Origin of the sequence: Streptomyces sp. NBC_00224, assembly GCF_041435195.1 — a bacterium.
Taxonomy (GTDB): domain Bacteria; phylum Actinomycetota; class Actinomycetes; order Streptomycetales; family Streptomycetaceae; genus Streptomyces.
In genome coordinates this window covers 531,540-549,422 of record NZ_CP108106.1, presented here as the reverse complement: position 1 = coordinate 549,422, position 17,883 = coordinate 531,540, and the positions used below count along the sequence as shown (strand labels likewise).

16 protein-coding genes, 1 tRNA gene and 4 pseudogenes are annotated in these 17,883 nt (G+C 68.7%); 11 read left to right on the top strand and 10 right to left on the bottom strand.

Annotated features, from left to right (window positions below; all coding sequences use genetic code 11):
* Nucleotides 1-237: 237 nt before the first annotated feature.
* The 3 genes and pseudogenes from OG965_RS02660 to OG965_RS02650 form a co-directional block, all read right to left on the bottom strand.
* Nucleotides 238-1,302 carry a hypothetical protein gene (locus tag OG965_RS02660; protein WP_371656827.1) on the bottom strand — a complete coding sequence of 355 codons (1,065 nt, stop codon included), beginning with the start codon at nt 1,300-1,302 and terminating at the stop codon, nt 238-240.
* Nucleotides 1,303-1,350: 48 nt separating this feature from the next.
* Nucleotides 1,351-1,479: pseudogene (locus tag OG965_RS02655) on the bottom strand (IS5/IS1182 family transposase); the annotation flags it as partial.
* 445 nt (nt 1,480-1,924) lie between these two features.
* Entirely contained in the window at nt 1,925-2,491 is a 567-nt protein-coding gene (locus OG965_RS02650) for a TetR/AcrR family transcriptional regulator (protein WP_371648701.1), read from the bottom strand.
* Nucleotides 2,492-2,642: 151 nt separating this feature from the next.
* Here OG965_RS02650 and OG965_RS02645 point away from each other — a divergent pair, with 151 nt between their 5' ends.
* Together OG965_RS02645 and OG965_RS02640 are read left to right on the top strand one after the other, a co-directional pair.
* Complete coding sequence (locus tag OG965_RS02645; protein ID WP_371648697.1) at nt 2,643-4,115, top strand: MFS transporter; 1,473 nt, start codon at nt 2,643-2,645, stop codon at nt 4,113-4,115.
* Between the two features lie 22 nt (nt 4,116-4,137).
* A pseudogene (locus OG965_RS02640) lies at nt 4,138-4,271 on the top strand (VOC family protein); the annotation flags it as partial.
* Here the strand turns inward: OG965_RS02640 and OG965_RS02635 are convergent.
* Nucleotides 4,267-4,425: pseudogene (locus tag OG965_RS02635) on the bottom strand (transposase); the annotation flags it as partial. The pseudogenes OG965_RS02640 and OG965_RS02635 sit on opposite strands and share 5 nt — an antisense overlap.
* Before the next feature lie 111 nt (nt 4,426-4,536).
* Nucleotides 4,537-5,409, bottom strand: coding sequence for a helix-turn-helix transcriptional regulator (locus tag OG965_RS02630; protein ID WP_371648694.1), 873 nt, complete (start codon nt 5,407-5,409; stop codon nt 4,537-4,539).
* A gap of 180 nt (nt 5,410-5,589) precedes the next feature.
* Here OG965_RS02630 and OG965_RS02625 point away from each other — a divergent pair, with 180 nt between their 5' ends.
* Nucleotides 5,590-6,366: an SDR family oxidoreductase gene (locus OG965_RS02625; protein ID WP_371648692.1), complete on the top strand. Its 777-nt coding sequence runs from the start codon at nt 5,590-5,592 to the stop codon at nt 6,364-6,366.
* 196 nt (nt 6,367-6,562) lie between these two features.
* On the opposite strand, the gene OG965_RS02620 is transcribed toward OG965_RS02625, so the two are convergent.
* Entirely contained in the window at nt 6,563-7,261 is a 699-nt protein-coding gene (locus tag OG965_RS02620; RefSeq protein WP_371656826.1) for an NADPH-dependent F420 reductase, read from the bottom strand.
* Nucleotides 7,258-8,070 carry an inositol monophosphatase gene (locus OG965_RS02615; RefSeq protein ID WP_371648690.1) on the bottom strand — a complete coding sequence of 271 codons (813 nt, stop codon included), beginning with the start codon at nt 8,068-8,070 and terminating at the stop codon, nt 7,258-7,260. Before OG965_RS02615 ends, OG965_RS02620 begins: the two co-directional genes overlap by 4 nt.
* Before the next feature lie 115 nt (nt 8,071-8,185).
* Here OG965_RS02615 and OG965_RS02610 point away from each other — a divergent pair, with 115 nt between their 5' ends.
* On the top strand, nt 8,186-9,130 hold the full coding sequence (locus tag OG965_RS02610) for a LysR substrate-binding domain-containing protein (protein ID WP_371648686.1): 945 nt from the start codon (nt 8,186-8,188) through the stop codon (nt 9,128-9,130).
* Between the two features lie 149 nt (nt 9,131-9,279).
* Here the strand turns inward: OG965_RS02610 and OG965_RS02605 are convergent, their stop codons facing one another.
* Nucleotides 9,280-9,441, bottom strand: coding sequence for a hypothetical protein (locus OG965_RS02605; RefSeq protein ID WP_371648683.1), 162 nt, complete (start codon nt 9,439-9,441; stop codon nt 9,280-9,282).
* 547 nt (nt 9,442-9,988) lie between these two features.
* Between OG965_RS02605 and OG965_RS02600 the strand changes: the two genes are divergently transcribed.
* The 3 genes from OG965_RS02600 (at nt 9,989) to OG965_RS02590 (ending at nt 12,812) form a co-directional block, all read left to right on the top strand.
* On the top strand, nt 9,989-11,023 hold the full coding sequence (locus tag OG965_RS02600) for an SGNH/GDSL hydrolase family protein (protein ID WP_371648680.1): 1,035 nt from the start codon (nt 9,989-9,991) through the stop codon (nt 11,021-11,023).
* 689 nt (nt 11,024-11,712) lie between these two features.
* Nucleotides 11,713-12,246 (top strand): histidine phosphatase family protein, encoded by a 534-nt coding sequence (locus tag OG965_RS02595; RefSeq protein ID WP_371648678.1) that lies wholly within the window; start codon nt 11,713-11,715, stop codon nt 12,244-12,246.
* A 492-nt stretch (nt 12,247-12,738) separates the two neighbouring features.
* Nucleotides 12,739-12,812: transfer RNA gene (locus OG965_RS02590), tRNA-Met, on the top strand.
* On the opposite strand, the gene OG965_RS02585 is transcribed toward OG965_RS02590, so the two are convergent.
* Together OG965_RS02585 and OG965_RS02580 are read right to left on the bottom strand one after the other, a co-directional pair.
* Complete coding sequence (locus OG965_RS02585) at nt 12,794-13,324, bottom strand: hypothetical protein (protein WP_371648675.1); 531 nt, start codon at nt 13,322-13,324, stop codon at nt 12,794-12,796. The two genes, OG965_RS02590 and OG965_RS02585, sit on opposite strands and share 19 nt — an antisense overlap.
* Before the next feature lie 335 nt (nt 13,325-13,659).
* Nucleotides 13,660-13,886, bottom strand: a pseudogene (locus OG965_RS02580) (transposase); the annotation flags it as partial.
* 215 nt (nt 13,887-14,101) lie between these two features.
* On the opposite strand from OG965_RS02580, the gene OG965_RS02575 reads away from it, so the two are divergent.
* The 4 genes from OG965_RS02575 to OG965_RS02560 all read left to right on the top strand — a co-directional run bounded on the left by OG965_RS02575 (nt 14,102) and on the right by OG965_RS02560 (nt 17,869).
* On the top strand, nt 14,102-14,497 hold the full coding sequence (locus tag OG965_RS02575) for a hypothetical protein (RefSeq protein ID WP_371648672.1): 396 nt from the start codon (nt 14,102-14,104) through the stop codon (nt 14,495-14,497).
* A gap of 376 nt (nt 14,498-14,873) precedes the next feature.
* The gene (locus OG965_RS02570; protein ID WP_371648669.1) at nt 14,874-15,728 is read left to right on the top strand and encodes a PhzF family phenazine biosynthesis protein; all 855 of its coding nucleotides are present in this window, start codon (nt 14,874-14,876) and stop codon (nt 15,726-15,728) included.
* 56 nt (nt 15,729-15,784) lie between these two features.
* Nucleotides 15,785-16,294 (top strand): N-acetyltransferase family protein, encoded by a 510-nt coding sequence (locus tag OG965_RS02565; RefSeq protein WP_371648666.1) that lies wholly within the window; start codon nt 15,785-15,787, stop codon nt 16,292-16,294.
* Nucleotides 16,295-16,570: 276 nt separating this feature from the next.
* On the top strand, nt 16,571-17,869 hold the full coding sequence (locus tag OG965_RS02560) for a cytochrome P450 (protein ID WP_371648663.1): 1,299 nt from the start codon (nt 16,571-16,573) through the stop codon (nt 17,867-17,869).
* The last annotated feature ends 14 nt before the right edge of the window (nt 17,870-17,883 follow it).

Here is a 17,883-nt window from a genome sequence, read left to right as displayed (position 1 = left end):
GCGGGCACGTCATGACGGCAGCCACGGCAGTAAAGCGGACGCGTTCGGTGACTTTCCCCTTTGGGGAAGGAGGCAACGAAGCAGAGGTAGCCACCCGCAGCGGTGGTGAGCGGTGTGGAGGCGACGCGGGGGGTCCGGCGGTGGCGCCGTGAAGCCGGTACTGCACCGCCGGGAGCGCCACTTGGGCTGCTGACTCGTACGGTCGGGCCCTGAAGAGGGCAGCCCTGGCCTTGGCTGTCAGCCTTGCCCCGGGTTGCCGCGTGCCCACTGCGCGGCCCGGACCGTGCCCTGCTGGATGTCCTGCTGGGGCAGGTGCAGGTTGAGTGCGTCATCCAGCGCGTGGAAGTACAGTTCGAACTCGCTGGTCAGTTCGGGGTGGTCCAGTTCGGCGCGGCGGATGGCCTGGTTGAGGAAGTCGAGCTGGCCGCCCCGGTAGTAGGGGGCGCGGCCCCGCCGGTACCAGATCAGTTCCAGGACCCCCCAGTCGTCGTCGACGCGACGGCCGTCGCGTGTGTAGTCGAGGGTGTAGATGGCCTTCGCGGCGGTGGCGCTCAGGCGCACGGTCTCGGTGACTCCGAGCCGGGACAGCGCCACACTGTTGTCTCCGATGCCGGGCGGCATCTCGTGGTACATCAGGAACACCCAGTCGCCTGCCTGCCCGAAGCAGACGGTCTGCCAGTCGGCTTCCCAGGAGTCGCGGCCGTCGCCGTCCATCCCGTGCAGGTCCGACAGGCAGGTCCCGGCGGCGGTCTGTTCGGGATCGGCGCCGTGGAGCAGGGCGATCTGTTCGGCACTGATGCCCTCGCCGCGAAAGAAGGCAAGGTGTGTGTAGGGGTCCTGGTCGCGCCAGGAATCGGCGATCCAGGCGAGTCGCTCCAGAGGGTCGCGTCCGCAGGGCTGCGCCGGGGGCGTGCCATCCAGACCGCCGCTGCTAAATCTCCTGGCCCAGGCGGGGTTGATCTGCTCCAGCATCTGTGCCTGCCCGGTGACGAGGTTGGTGACCGGCCCGCGGCCGGGGGAGTGGGCCACGATGTGCTCGGCGAGCTGAGCTACCGCTTCCTCGGCAACCATGTACAGCACCTGGTCGAGGTCCCGGGTAGCGAATAACTCCCGGTAGCCGTGGTGCCCGCGCACCGTGCCGTCTTCCTCCAGGACCAGGAAGAGGCCACCCCCGTCACCTGCGCGCTGTGCGTAGGGGCCGGGTGAGGTGGCGATGGGCGGGAGCATCGCGTCGTCGAGCAGGTCAGAGCCCGTGGCTATCTGGTGCCAGGCCCGTTTGAGTGTGTACTCCGTGATCTGCATGGGCGCCAGTATGCAGCGGGGCACTGACATGGCTCTCCTGGACGGCGGGGCCGCCAGCACCTGCCGATCCACATACCTGCACCGGCCACCACCTTGGGGTCGTACCGGAGCAGCCGGAACCACCCGTTGGAACCAATCCCTCAATCCGTCCGGCACCAGCCGCTCCACCATCGCCATCGCGGCCGTCAGCCTAGTGATCAAGCCAGTTGAGACGATCTCTTGGCCTCCGCGCCGACGGACTCCGCGGCGGCCGTGCTCGTGCGGATCCTTGTGCAGTCCTGGTTCGTTGACGAATTCGACTCGGACGCCTCAGGCACGTCAACCAGCGCGGCCATGAGGCAGTGGGCCGCGCCGAGTTCGACGACGCGGAAAAGGCGGGCTGGGGGGGATCCAGCTGGGTGGCGTAGCTGAGTACGCGTACACGACCCGCACCTGGACGTCGACTTCACCCCGATCCGCGGCGACGGCCCGCCGGCCGACGGATTCGGCCAGGCCACGTGAGCCGGCCAGGGGCCGGATGCCTGAGCTGGCCGGGCGCGTGTCGGCGAGCACCTCACGGAGCCCTGGCACCGCGGAGCCCTGGCACCGCGTCCGAGGGCTGATCCCGGGGACCAGGCTGAGGTCACAGCAATCGGTCGACCAGCCCGTCGATGTAGTCCGGGGTGAGCGGGCCCATACCGAACAGGACGCGGATGTACATCGGGGCCAGGATGTGGTCCAGCACGCCCAACGCGTCGGGTGCGTGCTCGCCGCGTTCGCGGGCGCGATCGAGCATGGACTGCAGTTGCCGGGTGCGTTCGTCGCGGAGGTCGTCACGGGCCTGCAGGCCCTGCTGACCGTTGGTCGACAGGGCGACGGCCAGGCGCACCAACAACAGGCCGTCAGGTCCGGTGATCTCGCGGGCCACTTGGGCCGCGTAAGTGCGCAGGTCGCCGACCAGGCTCCCGGTATCGGGCATCGGCGACTGCGCGTTGAGGCGGGCGAGCGCCACCTCGGTGAGCAGGGTTTCCAGGCTGCCCCACCGGCGGTAGATGCTGCTGTCGGCTACGCCCGCGCGGGTCGCGACCTCGCCGACGGTGAAGTTGCCGTAGCCGCGCTCGCTGATCAGGTCGGTGACCGCCCGGTGCACCTCCGCGGCGACGCGGGCGCTGCGCCCGCCGGGCCGCCGGGCTGGCTGTCGCTCGTTCATGCCCCCACCTTAACGCAGCCGTGACTTGCGTTTGTGGGGCGGCTCTCCTTACAGTCGCCTAACGCAGTCGCTGACTGCTTTAGAGCGCTCAGGTGTATCGCCAGCCGCGTCGACCGTGGCCGGGCGCAACTGACGATTGAGAGGAATCCCCATGGCGGCATCGCATGCGGCGGCCGTAGGCAGTCGATCAAACCGGGCCGTGCTGCTCACGGTGACTTGCCTAGGCCAATTCATGGTCCTGCTCGACAACACGATTGTTGGAGCGGCGCTGCCCGATATGCAGCACCGGCTGCACACTCAGCTGACCGGTCTGCAATGGATCGTCGACGCGTACGTACTGCTGGTCGCCATGCTGCTGCTGTCCGGCGGTATCTTCGCCGACCGGTTCGGCCGCAAGCGGGTGTACCTGACCGGCGTGGTGGTGTTCACCGCCGCGTCGCTGCTGTGCAGCCTCGCGCCCTCGCTCGGCTGGCTGGTCGCCGGCCGGGTGCTGCAGGGCATCGGGGCCGCGGCACTGAGCCCTGCCTCGCTGGCCCTGCTCGCCGCCGCCTATCCCGTGCCGCAAGAACGAATCAAGGCGATCGGGCTGTGGGCCGGACTCAGCGGAATCGGCCTGGCCGCAGGCCCCGTGGCCGGCGGCGTGCTGACAGATGCCTTCGGCTGGCCCGCCATCTTCCTGGTCAATCTGCCCATCGGCGTGGTCCTTCTGCTGCTCGGTCTGCGCCACCTCGGCGAGTCCCGCAATCCGAGCGCCCCCGCAATCGACATCCCGGGGACGGTGCTGTCCGTTCTGGGGGTGGGGGCACTGACCTACGGGCTGATCGAGGGTGGTGCCCGCGGCTGGACGTCGCCGGTGATCCTGGGCAGCTTCACCGCCGCGGTGATCCTCCTCGCCGCCTTCGTCGCCGTCGAAGCGCGTCGCTCCGCACCGATGCTGCCGCTGCGGCTGTTCCGGCAGCGCCTGTTCAGCGTGTCCAACACCGCCATGGTCGTGGTGGGGTTCGCGCTCATGGGTTCGTCGTTCTTCTTCTCCCAGTTCTTCGTGTACGTCCAGGGCAGCTCGATCCTGCGCGCGGGCCTGCAGACCCTGCCGGTATCCCTCGCCATGGTGATCGTCAGCCCGTACGCGGGCCGGCTCGCCGCCCGGTACGGCTTCCGAATCGTGGTCACCACCGGCCTGGCCCTGGCCGGCCTGGGACTGCTGGCGCTCGGCATGGTGCACGCCGACACCGGCTACGGGAACGTGTGGTGGCGGCTGGGAGTCGTCGGCATCGGCTTCGCTCTGACCCTGTCCCCACTGACAGGCGCCGCCATCCAAGCAGTCAGCCCGCAGGAAGGCGGCCTCGCATCAGGCATCAGCAGCACCACCCGGCAGATCGGCGCGGTGCTCGGCGTGGCGGTACTCGGAGCCATCGTCCGCACCCGGCAATCCGGCGGCGCCTCCTTCGAGACCGGCCTCAACAGCGCCTTCGTCGCGGCTGGCGCCGTCACTTTGGCCACCGCCGTGTTCACCGGCCTGTGGCTGGCGAGGTCCAAGCCCGCGGAAGGCTCCGCGGCGCCGCAACGTTCCACCGAGCCAGATGCGGTCACCAACTTGAACGAGGCATCCGCGAACAGCCGTTGACAACAACAACCGTCTTGGCCGGGAGAAGCGGCTGCGCGCCGAGGGCGTCGACATGACCGTGCTGCTGCCGAGGAGCCCTGGGGAGAACGCTACTTCCAGGTCACCGACCCCAGCGGCGTGATCGTCCAGTTCATCGAGTGGGTCACCCCGCCGCAGCGGGCTGGGCTGACTTCGGGAGGCTGTAGAGGCAGTTGGCCGTTTTGCGAACGCAGCATCTTTGGTGCCGGATCTCGGGGAAGACCTCGCTCAGTGCGTTCCAGAAGCCGAGGGCGCCGTCGCCAACGGCGAGGACGGGAGCGCGACACCCACGCTGGAGAGGCTGGTTAGCGTGGGGGTGTTCATACGGTGGACGGCCGAGATCCTGGAGCGGGCCGATCGCGAATCTTCGGCTTCCAGGGCGACTCGTTCTCCGGCGGTTTGGTCAGCTGGGGTGCGGATTCTCAGGTGTCATGATCTCGGGTGCGGTCCAGCTGGCCAGGACCTGCAGGGCCTGCGCGGTTTCGGAGCCCGGTTCGACGTTGTAGACGCACAGGGTCTGTTCCGCGTCGCCGGGGGCCTGGAAGGACTCGTAGGAGAAGTGCAGGCCGCCGACGAGGGGGTGGTGGTAGTTCTTGGCACCGTGGGTTCGGCGCAGCACGCGGTGGTCGTTCCACCAGCCGGTGAACTCAGGGCACTGAAGGGTGAGTTCGCCGACGAGGTCGGCGAGCTGCCGGTCGTGGGGGTAGCGGCCTGCTTCAAGCCGGAGGATGGCCACTGTCTCCGCGGCGATCCGTTCCCAGTCGCCCACGCGGTCACGGGCCTGCGGGTCCAGGAGGTAGTAGCGGGCCAGGCTGCGACGGGTGGCGGGCAGGGCGTCGAAGTCGGTGAGGACGACCCTGGCGAGCCGGTTGGAGGCCAGCACGTCGGTGCGCCGGCCCAGGATGAAGGCCGGGACCTGGTCGAGGGTCTCCAACATCAGGTGCAGCCCCGGCCGGACCCGCTGGGCCCTGGCCGGCGCGCGGCGTGAAGTCCGGGCGCCGGACCGCAGGAGGTCGGTGAAGTGTTCGCGTTCGGTCTCGTCCAGCCGCAGCGTGCGGGCGATCGCTTCGATGACCTCGGCGGAGGGGTTGCCCGCCCGCCCCTGCTCCAGACGCGTGTAGTACTCCGTGCTCACACCGGCAAGGCGGGCCACCTCGTCCCTGCGCAGGCCCGGTACGCGGCGGACGCGCCCGTCGGAGGGCAATCCCGCGTCTTCCGGGGTGATGCCCGCGCGCCGTGAACGCAGAAAGCCGGAAATTTCCTTGGTTCCATCCATGGCTCAAGTGTGACTACTTCAGCGGCGCCATGTCGCTCCAGGGTGGCCCTGCCAGTACCTGTTCTGGCAGGGCCAGTTATAGCGTCCTGAAGCACTGGCGTGGGTGGTGTTCTGGATGTGCGGCCAGCAGTCAGCGACCGCGATCCAACCCTCTCCCTTACCGCTTGGAAGGTACGCATCATGACCACGAACACCACCTCCCGCCCTCTGGCCGGCCGCGTCGCCGTCATCACCGGCGCCTCCAGTGGCATCGGCGAGTCCTCCGCCGAGCAGCTGGCGTCTCTGGGAGCCCGCGTCGTTGTCCTGGCCCGGCGTGCGGACCGGCTGCAGGAGCTGGTCTCCCGTATCGAGAAGGACGGCGGCAGCGCGGTCGCGATTGCCACCGACGTGACCGATGCCGCCGCGGTGCAAGCTGCCGCCGACCGGGTGGAGGCCGAGTTCGGCGGCGCAGACCTGCTCCTGAACAACGCCGGAGTCATGCTTCCCGCTCCGGTCGAGGAGCTGGCGACCGACCAGTGGAAGCAGCAGATCGACCTGAACATCACCGGTTTGATGAACGCGATCGGCGCCTTCACCCCGCAGCTGGTCAAGGCCGCCGCCCAGCTCGGTGTGGCCGACTTGATCAACACCTCCTCCATCGCGGCGCAGAACATCTTCCCGAACTTCGCCGTCTACTCCGGGACAAAGGCGTACGTCACCCACCTCTCCCGTCACCTGCGGGCCGAACTGGGCGCGAAGAACGTCCGCGTCTCGGTACTCGAACCTGGCATTGTCGGCACCGAGCTGCAGAGCCACGTCACCGACCAGGGCGCCCGGGACTGGCTGGCCGGTTCCAAGGAGACGATGGAGTGGCTCACGGCGCAGGACATCGCCGAGACCGTCGGTTTCATCGCCACTTTGCCGCCGCGGGTGAACCTCCAGCAGGTCACCATCATGCCCACGGGCCAGGCCGCCTGACCGGCACTTCACCGGTGTGGGCTCGGCAGGGCTTGTTGCCGCAGCTGGCTTCGCGGTGCGGGTCGAGCGTGTGGAGGTCGGCACGGACATCCTGCGTGTCACGGCACTGACCTGGGGTGACTCCTCCAGGGTGTGTCTTGGAAGACCCATCTTCCGAACACACCCCCTGAAGTTGGCCCAATCCGGCCTTGGCGGGTCAGCGGGCGAGGGAGATGGCGAAGGGCTTGAAGCCGTGTCGGCGCAGGATGTGGGGCACGATGAGGATCATGGCTTCGGTGGCGCGGGCTGTGGTGATGTCGCCGAGGTCCTCGATCCGTTCGGGCTGCCAGCCCAGGTCGCCGAGCAGGCCGGTGACGGTCTTCTTCGCGTGTTCGTCGTCGCCCGAGAGGTAGGCGGTCGGTGGGGTGGCCAGGGTTTCCGGAGCGGTCATGACCATGAAAAGCATGGTGTTGAGGGTCTTGACCACATGGGTGTCGGGGAGCGCGGCCTGGAGCTTCTCGGCGAGGCTGCTGCCGGGATAGCAGAGGTCGCCGGGCAGGCCGTCTCCGTCGTCGCGGGTGGCGTTGGAGACGTCGATGAGGATCTTGCCGGCGAGTTCGGCGCGCAGGTCGGTGAGGCGGTCCAGGGAGCTGTCGCCGGGCGTCGCGTTGATCACGATGTCCGCGGTGCGGGCAGTAGTGCGCTGGTCGGCGAAGGCGATCCGCGGGGCGAGTCCGGCGGTGCGGGAGGCGGTGTCTTCGGGGCTCCGGCCGCCGAGGGTGACATGGTGTCCGGCTGCGGAGAGCTTGCCGGCGAGGTTGGTGCCGACGCGGCCGGTGCCCAGGATGCCGATGCTGGTCATGCGGTGATGCTCCTTGCGGTATCGGGGTGGGGAAGAGCGGAGATTTCCGGTCAGGCGATCGGCGAGAGGACCTTGAGGGCGGCGGCGTGGATGCCGGGGGCGGCGGCCAGGAAGTCGCGGCTGCCGGTGGTCCAGGGGGCGCCCGCCAAGTCTGTGACGGTGCCTCCGGCCTCGGAGACCAGCAGGGCGCCGGCGACCAGGCCGGAGCGGACGTCGGAGAACTGCCAGAACGCGTCCATGCGCCCGGCGGCGACGTGGATGAGCTGCATCGTGGCGGGAACGGACACCCGCACGACCAGGCCGTTGATGAGCATGGCGGTGACGGAGTCACCGATCCGCCGGAAGGTGCGCTCGTCCTCGCCGGGCTTGGCCTGACCGGTGCCGATCAGCGCGGCGCCCAGGTCGGTCTTGGCCGACACCTTCAGCGGACGGTCGTTGAGGCGGGCACCGCCGCCGGCGACGGCGGTGTAGGTGTCGCCGGTCAGCGGCAGGTGGACGACGGTGAGTACCGGCTGGTTGTCGCGGACCAGGGTGGCGGTCACGGCCCAGTCCTCCATCCCGTGGACGTGGTTGATGTTGCCCTCGGCGGGGTCGACGACCCACCACTCCCCGGGCGGGAGCGCGCCGCCGGCCAGCTCGTCCTCGGCCCACTGCGACCCTTGCCGGGCCCGCAGCAACGGCTCCCGCAGCACGTCCAGCACCGCGTCGTCGTTGGCGTGGATCTCGCCCACGACCTCGTCCAGACTCACGCCCCGGGCGTACGAGGTGTAGCGATCGCGCAGCGTGACGCCGGCGGTCTTCACCGCAGCGGTCACGTCGGACAGAAGCGTCGTACCAGCGTCGAAAGGCATGTCTGTGCTCATGGCGGGCTCCCTGGGGTTCAGTGGAAGCGGGGGAGTTGTCTCGCCCCGCACTTCGAAGGTAGGCCGCCCGACCATTAACAACAAGTGCATGCTTGTCACTTGTAGAGTTACTGCCATGCAACTGGATTTGAACCTGCTCACAGCCCTGGACGCCCTGCTGGAAGAGGGCAGCGTCGCCGGCGCCGCAGCACGCCTCCACGTCACCCCACCGGCGATGAGCCGCTCCCTGGGGCGCATCCGCAAGGCCACCGGCGACCAGATCCTGGTCCGCACCGGCCGCAGCATGGTCCCCACCACCCGCGCGCTGGCCATGCGCGCCCAGGTCCACGCCCTGGTGCAGCAGGCCCACCAGCTTCTGTCGGCGCAGCAGGAACTCGACCTGGCAGCTCTGGAGCGGGTGTTCACCGTGCGCTGGCACGACGCCCTGACCGCCGCGTGCGGCACCGCCCTGATCACCGCCGTCCACCGCCAGGCCCCCGGCGTCCGACTGTGCCTGTCCGCCGAACCCGGGACGGACGACGCCGAGCTGCGCCGGGGAGAGGTCGACCTCGAATCGAGCTCCAGCACTCCGACGCTCCCCGACATCCGCCACCGCCTCGTCGGCAGGGACCGGCTCGTCATCGCCGTCCGACCGGGCCACCCGCTCGCCGAAGGCCCGCTGAGCCTTGAGCGTTACGCAGCCGCCGAGCACCTCACCGTTTCGCGGCGCGGCAGCCTGCGCGACCCGATCGACGACGCCCTGACCGCACGCGGCCTCGAACGACGCGTCGTCGCCGCTGGGCCCACCGCCGCCTTCGCACTGCAACTCGCCCTCGACACCGACGTGGTCGTCACACTCCCCGACGCGGTCACCCGCACGGCCCGGGAACAACTCGGTCTGGCCACGCTGTCGCCGCCACTCCCGTTGCCCGACGTCCCCCTGTACCTGCTGTGGCACCAGCGCTACGACAACGACCGCGCCCACACCTGGCTGCGAGAACTGGCCACCGAAACCGTCCAGGCACTATTCACACCAGCGACCGCCTCACAGCAGCCCCTCACCCACCGGACCGGGAAGTGACGGATACGCCCGGGGAAAGGTGCAGCGCCTGGCTGGGCAGCTCCCCGTCGGCGCCTCGGCCTGGACGGGCGCGATCAACTCGTCTTCTCCCACCGGCAGATCATCGCTTCGGTTTCCGCCCGGGTCGACTGCCCCACCAGATCTGAGAGTCAGGACTGGAGCGCTACCGCGTACAGGAGGGTGACGGCGACGATGCCGAGCAGCATCAGCGCCAGCATCCCTCCCACAACGAAGGCAACCGTCCGGATGGCCGTTTCAGCCCCTCGGTGGTGGCTCTCCGGTTTCCAGCCCCGCGCTCCTGTGTTGTCCATGCCGCCAGCCTTCCCGCTTGCCGGATGGACTCCATGAGCACGGGGCGCCACCGTGATCACGTACGGATACTCAGATCGGCATGGTTGTGGGAACCCTCGTCCGGACGGCTCCGTTTCACGGCGCGTGGCGTGGACCGCCGGCCTGGGCCGCCCACACGTCACGCGGACTTCTGGCCGATTAGGCGGAGGCGACCGGGTCGGCCACGGAACTCCTCTACGACAGTCGCTCCCCTGTACGGCATGACCGACGCCTGCCAGACGCCCTGCGCCCCTTCAGCACACGGCCGCGCTGCCGGGCAGGCGCGGTGGACGGGCGGGCTCTTCCTCTTTCGGGTCGTGATCGCATCCGGACTCCCCGGCCCTGCCTCCTCAGAACCCTTGCTGAGCAGGCGAGATGGACATAAGCGAGGGGGTTGTCCAAGAACACCCGGGTGTGGCTCGCACACCTGAGGGAATCACGATCCGCGCATGAGTGAATACGGAACGTTCCGGTCCGCTCGCCTCTCCTCGTGGACCACGACGAAAGGGCACAGGAATGTCTTCGGCCATGCGTAATAAGACGACGAAATCTCCGGTGGTACGGCGGCTGGCTGCCGCGGCCGTCGCGCTGGGCAGCTGCCTGGCGCTCGCCGGCCCGGCGGGAAGCGCCGGCGCGGCGCCCGCCGACCCTGTACCGACCGTCTTCTTCGGCGACTCCTACACCGCCAACTTCGGCATCGCACCCTTCAACCAGGACGGCGACAGAACCCTCTGCTTCCAGGCGAAGGAGAACTATCCCACCGTCGCCACCCGGCGCCTCGCGGACAAGGGCATCACGCTCGACGTCCAGTCGGACGTCTCCTGCGGAGGCGCACTCATTCACCACTTCTGGAACGAGCAGGAGACGCTTCCCGGCACCAGCCTGACGGTCCCGCCGCAGCAGGACGCGCTCAAGGAGAACACCCAGCTGGCCGTGGGCAGCATGGGCGGCAACACGCTGGGCTTCACCCGCATCCTGAAGCAGTGTTCCGACAAGCTCCGGAGCCCGGATCACGGTCTGCTGCCGGGAGAACCGGTGGACGGGGACGAACCGGCCGCCACGTGCGGCGAGTTCTTCGAGTCCGGTGATGGAAAGCAGTGGCTGGACGGTCAGTTCGAGCGGGTCGGATGGGACCTGGAGGAGATGCTCGACCGCATCGAGTACTTCTCCCCCGACGCGAAGCCCGTCCTGGTCGGCTACCCCAGGCTCGTGCCCAAGGACACGAACAAGTGCCTGACCCCGGCGCCCGGCCAGACCGAGCTGCCGCTCGCCGACATCCCCAAGGACGCCCTGCCGGTCCTGGACCAGATCCAGAAGCGGCTGGACGACACCATGAAGAAGGCCGTCGCGGACGCCGGCGCCGACTTCGTCGACCTCTACGACCAGACCGGCAGCAACACGGCGTGCGACGGCCGCAACCGGGGCATCGGCGGCCTGCTGGAGAACTCCCAGATCGGCGAGGGCGACCAGTGGCTCCCCTGGTACGCGCACCCCAATGAGAAGGGCCGCGACATCCAGGCCAAGCAGGTGGCCGACAAGGTCGAGCAGATCCTCAACCGGTAAGGGGCACAGCCTCTCAGGTGGGAACCGGACCCGCACCCTTACTCGGCGCGGGTCCGAATACCGTCCGTCCTCGCCCCTCAACGAAGCCCCAGGTCATCGGCCTGGGCTTCGTCGTGCGGCTGTCTCCCGGACCGGGCACCGCGAGTGGCCTGGCGTTCGGCCTCGGCGGTGGCGGTGGGGGTTACGTCGATGCCGCCGAAGGGCCGGTCGGCATCCCTGATGACGTACAGGGTCGTGGTGAGCAGCGCGGTGACCTTGACCGCCCGGAACAGCCCGCACGCTCCACGAGCAGGCAGCCCCGCTCCCCGTTGCCGACGGCAGCCGAGTGGCGAACGAAGAGCAGCCCTGGCTGTTTCTTCACGAAGCTCTATCACCGTGGGTCGTCCGGCGCGGCCCGCAGACTTTGCGGGGCTTCCTTCGCGAGCGCGTCGCGGATCCACTTGATGTCAATCTCAGCAGCCTCCCGTTTCCGCGTGGAGAGGGGCGCCGAGGGCGTCGGCGGCCCGGCTGGGCCGGCCTTCTCGGGGGTCTGGCGGGCGGCAGTTGGGGTTTCACGGTGGGGCAAGGTGGCGCGAAGGGCGCTGCTGTGTCGTGGCGGGTCAACGCTCTAGGGTCCGTGGCGTGGTGAGTATCGTGGTCTCGTTGAACGTTCTGGCATCTGGGGCGTCCTGCGTGTGTGGGGTGAGGGCGTGACGCCGGCCGTGCCGCTGCGGCGGCTGGTCGTGGTCCGGCACGCGAAGGCCACCCGGCCTTCGGGGGTTGTCGACCACGATCGTCCGCTGAGTCCGCGCGGCCGTCGGGACGCCCCGCTCCTGGGGCACTGGATGTTCACGGGCCAGTGGCTCCCGGATCTGGTCCTGTGCTCGCCCGCCCGCCGCACCCGTGAGACATGGCAGCTGATCGCCGAGGAACTGGCCGCACCGCCGCCGGTCCGCTTCGAACTCAGCCTCTACCACCCGCCGCTGCCCGCGCTGCTCGGTCTCGTCCGCCAGACCCCGGCCCACATCCACACCCTGGCGCTGGTCGGCCACAACCCCAGCCTCCACGGCCTGGTCGACTCCCAGATCACCGGCGCGCTGACCAGGGCCCTGCCCCGCAGTGAACTCGTCCTGCCCACGGCCTCAGCTGCCGTCCTGACCTGGCGCGGCCCCTGGCACCTCACTACGGGCACCGCCCAACTCGACGAGCTGTACATCGCCCACGCCACCCCGCAACGCTCCTGACCACCAACCCGGCCGCCACCCCCGGCAGAGGAGGCTGCTGCCCTGGAACTGCGGGAGGGGGCGGATTCGTATCGGCGGTGGCGGGTGGCTACGCACGGTGGTCGACCGAGCTGCGGTGTCTGGTGGAGCGTTTGAGCCTGTAATGGCCCTAGCTTCTCGATGTGGCAGGAGACGTCACCATGGCCAAGAACAAGAACCGTGATCGCAGCCAGTAGCAGCAGGCCGCCCAGGCCGCCGAGCGTGGTCAGCAAGCGGCGCAGCTGTCGGCGATGGAGCCCCAGGCGAAGCCGGCGGCCGAGGCCAGTCCAGGGGGTGCCGCCCATGAGCGCAAGGCTCGCCGCCTCGGTCACGAATAGCGCTCGCCGTAGCGCCTGGGCAGTTGGTGGGGTAAGTGCGAGTAGGTCACCGATGTCGGCTTCGCCGCGTAGGAGCCTCGGTTCTTGGAGGTGGTCTCCGGTGCCCGTCGGGATGGCGTACGGTGGGGTTTACCGACGCGGGGTGGAGCAGCTCGGTAGCTCGCTGGGCTCATAACCCAGAGGTCGCAGGTTCAAATCCTGTCCCCGCTACTGTTGAGCAGGGCCCGGATCCAGGTGGATCCGGGCCCTGTCGCGTAGCAACGGGTGCGCTGCCCGGCGATGTCCATGTAGACGTCGCCGAAGTCGACTTCGGCGTCCGCGCCAAGCGCGTTGTGTCGGGTGACGAACACCTCCACAGGAGCCCCTGCCTGGGCTGCGATCTCCTTGCGCCGTGCCGCGATGAAGTCCCGCACCGTCGGATACGGGATCGCCTCGCCGAACTCCTCCTCGATCCGGGCCACGATCCGCCGCACGGTGTGACGCTGCTTGCGCGGAGCCTCCAGATCAGCCCGCAGCCAGGCATCGAACGTCTTCGTGTACGGCTCCATCCGCGGTGAAGTCCTCACCGGCCGTCGGCGCAGGGTGGGTACCGGCGAGGACAGAGCCTCGCGGACCAGCCGACGGTGAACGCCGTACTTACGCAACAGAGCCCGGACCGACGGCTGCCGCTGCCAGCTGTCCCGCCGGATCCGGTCGAACAGTTCTTGCTTGGATAAAGACATCCACAGCACCGCCTCTGCCGGAATCCACAGGAACCGTCTCACCACAAGAGCCGGCCTGGGGCCACATCGCCCCGTCACCACCCCTCAGTGCACCCGAGCGACCCACCAAGTGGGGCCTCTCGACGACGTCCCGCCGGGGCCGCTGCCACTTGCTGCGCTCCACATACATGTTGCCCGCGAGCGTCACAGCGACTGCCGCAAGCGCGGAGGCCACCGGCACTACTTGAGTTGTTATGTCAGCCACGGCAGGAGTGTGCCACCCGGGAAGCAGGCGGTGCGGCTGGCCCGGTCGATGGCGACGGCGTAACCTCCGCCGCCTCAACCCCGGCCAGTCGCTCCGTTGACCATCTTCGGTGCCTGTTGTGCACTGTCGCCCACCTCCCGAACCGTGCTGGCAGATCACGTCAGGGACCATTGGTCCGATGCCGGAAGAGGATGCCATTGATCACCCTGCGATGGTTCTCCAACGACCGCCTCGTCCCATGTTCTTCGGCAAGTGCGGCTCAATCCGAGCCCAGTTCCGATCCGACAGGTCACCCCGTCCTACACCAGCCGGAACGATGCGACTGCCGACCTGGTCACACGACCCATCGAACAGTGCCTCGTACGCCACACACCTGCTGACGGCCGGATCGGCTCCGGCGATACAGACTTCGCCCCGAGGGCCGCCCCGGGGCCCGCTTCGGGTAACTGTCCCGGCCTGGTCTCGAAGCCGTGGTGCGACGGTGGCGCCCCAAACCCCTGGCAGCCGGCCGCGCGCCGTGAGATCGTCCGCAGGTGACTGACGTTGCTGGTGGAGAAACGACCTCGGGACGACCGGACGACCGCGCCGCGTCCGCCCTGCGCTTCGCGACGGAGCTCGTCGCGTGGGTGGCCACCCCCTGGGCCCTGGCCGGCCACTCATGGCTGCTTGCCGCCGTGTCCGTAGTGGCCCTGATCGGCCTTCCGACGCTTTTCTCCACTCGGGGGGACAAGGCCAACGTGATCATCGCGGTGCCGGGCTGGGCCACGATCCTGCTGGTGCTGCTCCAACTCGCCGCAGCTGTGATCTCTTCGTGGCTGGCCTGGCCTGCCTGGGCGGCGGTTCCCGTGACCCTGCTGGCCGTCGGCACCCTTGTCACGGAGCGTCGGCGCTGGCGGTGGCTGGTTTCCGCGAACCAACTCGCCCATTGAAACGCTCACCCCGCGCACGGGGAATGTGAAGACGTCCATGCTCGTACATCTCCAGCCGCGGCCAAAGCGTTTAGCACCGCGCGAGCGGATTTCCGCCCCGCGCCGCCTCCGCGATCGTGTGCTACGGCTTGCCGTCCCGCCCGCGCGAGGTCATCGAGGTCCAAAGACGGGTTCTTACGTGTGCGCGGATCACAGGGGCCTCGAAGGCGCGCCGGGATCACCCACGTGGTCGCGGATCTGGGCAGTCAGTGGGGCCCCTGTCGAGCCAAGCCTCCCGGGGGCCCTGCGGCCGTTCCCGTGTGCCCCGGCCCAGGCCGGGCCACTCGTTCCGGATTGGCCGTAGGGGTGGTTCCATCGGCGTCGCTACGTTTGCGACATGCGCATGCACGTCGTCGACGCCTTCACCGATCGTCCGTTTGCCGGGAATCCGGCAGGTGTGTGCCTGCTGCCCGCCGGGGAGTGGCCGCAGGATTCCTGGATGCGGCAGGTCGCGGCCGAGATGAACCACTCGGAGACCGCTTTCGCCCTCCCGCTGCCCGTTGAGGCCGAGGCCGACTGGGCCATCCGCTGGTTCACCGCGCGCGTCGAGTCCAAACTGTGCGGCCACGCCACCTTGGCCACGGCGCACGTGCTGCGCACCGAGCGAGGGCTCCTGGGCGCCGTGCGGTTCAGCAGCCGGCGGTACGGCATCCTCGTCACGCATGCCGACGCGGACGGCAGTATCACCCTGGACTTTCCGGCCGCGCCTTGCACCGAAGTCCCCCCGCCGGCAGGGCTGTCCGAGGCGCTGTCGGTCGAGATCGAGGCCACTTTCCGCGCCGGGGCGCTCGGCGATCTACTGGCCGTCCTGCCCGAAGAGGCCACCGTGCGGGCCATGGTTCCCGATTTGGACGCGGTAGCCGCCCTGACGCGCCGCGAGGGCCTGCGGGGCATCATCACCACGGCCCCCGCAGCCGAGCCCGGCCTGGAGTACGACTTCGTTTCCCGTTTCTTCGCGCCGGCCAGAGGCATCACCGAGGACCCGGTCACGGGCAGCGCCCACACCGTGCTGGCCCCCTACTGGTCGGCGAGACTCAGCCGGGACGAGCTCACCGGCCTTCAGGCGTCCGTGCGCACCGGCCTGGTCCGCACGGCCATGCACGGCGACCGTGTCCACCTCACCGGAGACGCCGTCACGGTCATGAACGGCACCCTGCACGCCCGGGGTCCGTCTTCACAAGGCCCCTGTTAGCCGTCTCACCAGCACAGGTGTGGCATCGTCCGTGGGCATGGGCGAAGCTGGGCGCCATGGAGATCAGAAGGGGCGGACAGAGCGATGCCGAGCACGTTGCGGGGTTGCATGCGGAGAGTTGGCGCGCAGCCTACGCGGGGATCATGCCGGCCAGCTTCTTGAGCGGCCCGCTCTTGGAGGAGCGCCTGGAGCTTTGGCGTGGTCGGCTCCATGAACCGCCTTCCGGGGCGGCGCTGTTCGTGGCGGAGAGTGCGGGAGAAATGACAGGTTTCGCGTACTTGATGCTACGGCCTGACGGTCGGCTCCTGCTGGACAACCTGCATGCCAGGCCGGGCCGTACCGGGTCTGGGACAGGGGGGCGGCTCCTGCGTCACGCTCTCGCATGGGCCGCCGACGAGCATCCCGACAAGGCGGTCTACCTGGAGGTACTGCGCGCCAACACCCGCGCCATCGCCTTCTATGAACGGCACGGTGCTCTGCGTACCGACGAACGCGTATGCCGGTTCGAGCAGGGCTTCGAGCTGCCTGAGTTGGAGTACACCTGGCCTGCTGCCCCACCCTCGTAGACGTGCGGGGGCTTGCTCTCCCAACCGACGTGGGGGAGCTCCGCACAGAGCCCTCATGGCGCGACCTGCCTGAGCGATACGGATCGTGGAGCGCGGGCTGCACTGCTTCCGCCGCTACGCCCCGACGATGTCTTCGTTCGGGTCCAGGCCGGGCGGACGCACCGGTGTTCTCGGCTGGCTGGTTCAGATCGACTCCACTCCACCCAACTCGGGACAGTCCGGAGTCTCTACCGAATCCGGAACGGTTCACTTCACCTGTTTGACTGAATGGCCCACATGGGCACCGATAGTGTCGGTGGTGTGAGGAATGTTCGTTCTCTTGTTGGTTCGCTCCTGACCCGCCTGTATTTCGCGCGCGCCCGCAGGAGAGGTACCGGCCCGTCCCCGGAAGCACTGCTCCCCGGCTCGCTGTTGGTCATCTTGCGGCGAGTCGGGCTGGATCCGGTGGCGGACATGGCCAAGAGGTGCGATTCGGCACCGGTGACAAGGTTGGCCAGGTGGTTCGGCGTGAACGCCTGGCTTGTCAGCGGCCATGGCGAGGTCAAGGCGGTGCTGGGCCGGGCTGACGTGTTCAGCAGCAGCTTCGCCCGTCTGGTGGACAGTGCCGGCATCGACGCGGCGGCGAGCCCCGGGGGCCTGGGATTCAGCGACCCGCCGGAGCACACCAGGCTGCGACGGCTGCTGACCCCCGAGTTCACCAGGCGGCGGCTGGTCAGGCTTGCGCCGAGGATCGATGAGATCGTCGAGGGGCAACTGGACGCGATGGCAAAGGAGTCTGGTCCGGTCGATCTCGTGCGTTCATTCGCCCTACCCGTTTCGTCCCTGACGATCTGTGAACTCCTGGGAGTTTCGCGCGCAGACCGCCATGAGTTCCAGCAGCTCAGCACGGCCCACTTCGATGTGTCCGGCGGGCCGGACGGCTTGTTGGCCGCCATGTCGACGTCCACGTCCCGCCTGATAGACCTCGTCAGCCGGCAACGTGAGTCACCAGGTGACGGTCTGCTCGGCATGCTTGTGCGCGAACACGGCGATGAAATCGACGACAGGGAGCTGGCCGGAATTGCCGACGGAGTGCTGACCGGAGGACTGGATTCAACGGCCAGCATGTTGGCACTCGGCGCCCTTGTCCTGCTCAGGAACCCGGAATCCTTCGAACTGGTCCGAGCCGAGGACGACTCCGTCGACACATTGATGGAGGAGTTGCTGCGCTACCTGTCGCCCGTTCAGGTCGCTTTCCCTCGGTTCGTCCGCGAAGACGTCGAGGTCTCCGGAGTGGGGCTGCGGAAGGGCGACCTCGTGCTGTGCTCGCTGAGCGGCGCGAACCGCGACAAGTCGCTTGGCGCGAGTATGAAGCGGTTCGATCCGACCCGGCGTTCCTCGTCCCACCTGGCCTTCGGCCACGGAATCCACCGCTGCATCGGCGCCGAGTTGGCACGGATGGAGCTGCGCGCGGCCTATCCCGCGCTGGTACGACGTTTTCCGGGCATGCGTCTGGCGATCGATCCGGAGCACATTCCGTATCGGAAACTCTCCATCGTCTACGGAGCCGAGTCCTTGCCCGTGCTGCTGAGTTGACGCCGGAGGAATCC

Excerpts from the sequence above, each read along its gene's own strand:
- OG965_RS02650 (WP_371648701.1), bottom strand. The coding sequence starts at position 2,491 with ATGAACGAGCGACAGCCAGCCCGGCGGCCCGGCGGGCGCAGCGCCCGC.
- OG965_RS02610 (WP_371648686.1), top strand. The coding sequence starts at position 8,186 with ATGCAACTGGATTTGAACCTGCTCACAGCCCTGGACGCCCTGCTGGAA.
- OG965_RS02585 (WP_371648675.1), bottom strand. The coding sequence starts at position 13,324 with ATGTCTTTATCCAAGCAAGAACTGTTCGACCGGATCCGGCGGGACAGC.
- OG965_RS02630 (WP_371648694.1), bottom strand. The coding sequence starts at position 5,409 with ATGGATGGAACCAAGGAAATTTCCGGCTTTCTGCGTTCACGGCGCGCG.
- OG965_RS02615 (WP_371648690.1), bottom strand. The coding sequence starts at position 8,070 with ATGAGCACAGACATGCCTTTCGACGCTGGTACGACGCTTCTGTCCGAC.
- OG965_RS02660 (WP_371656827.1), bottom strand. The coding sequence starts at position 1,302 with ATGCAGATCACGGAGTACACACTCAAACGGGCCTGGCACCAGATAGCC.
- OG965_RS02560 (WP_371648663.1), top strand. The coding sequence starts at position 16,571 with ATGGGCACCGATAGTGTCGGTGGTGTGAGGAATGTTCGTTCTCTTGTT.
- OG965_RS02605 (WP_371648683.1), bottom strand. The coding sequence starts at position 9,441 with ATGGACAACACAGGAGCGCGGGGCTGGAAACCGGAGAGCCACCACCGA.
- OG965_RS02600 (WP_371648680.1), top strand. The coding sequence starts at position 9,989 with ATGCGTAATAAGACGACGAAATCTCCGGTGGTACGGCGGCTGGCTGCC.
- OG965_RS02625 (WP_371648692.1), top strand. The coding sequence starts at position 5,590 with ATGACCACGAACACCACCTCCCGCCCTCTGGCCGGCCGCGTCGCCGTC.
- OG965_RS02565 (WP_371648666.1), top strand. The coding sequence starts at position 15,785 with ATGGAGATCAGAAGGGGCGGACAGAGCGATGCCGAGCACGTTGCGGGG.
- OG965_RS02570 (WP_371648669.1), top strand. The coding sequence starts at position 14,874 with ATGCGCATGCACGTCGTCGACGCCTTCACCGATCGTCCGTTTGCCGGG.
- OG965_RS02645 (WP_371648697.1), top strand. The coding sequence starts at position 2,643 with ATGGCGGCATCGCATGCGGCGGCCGTAGGCAGTCGATCAAACCGGGCC.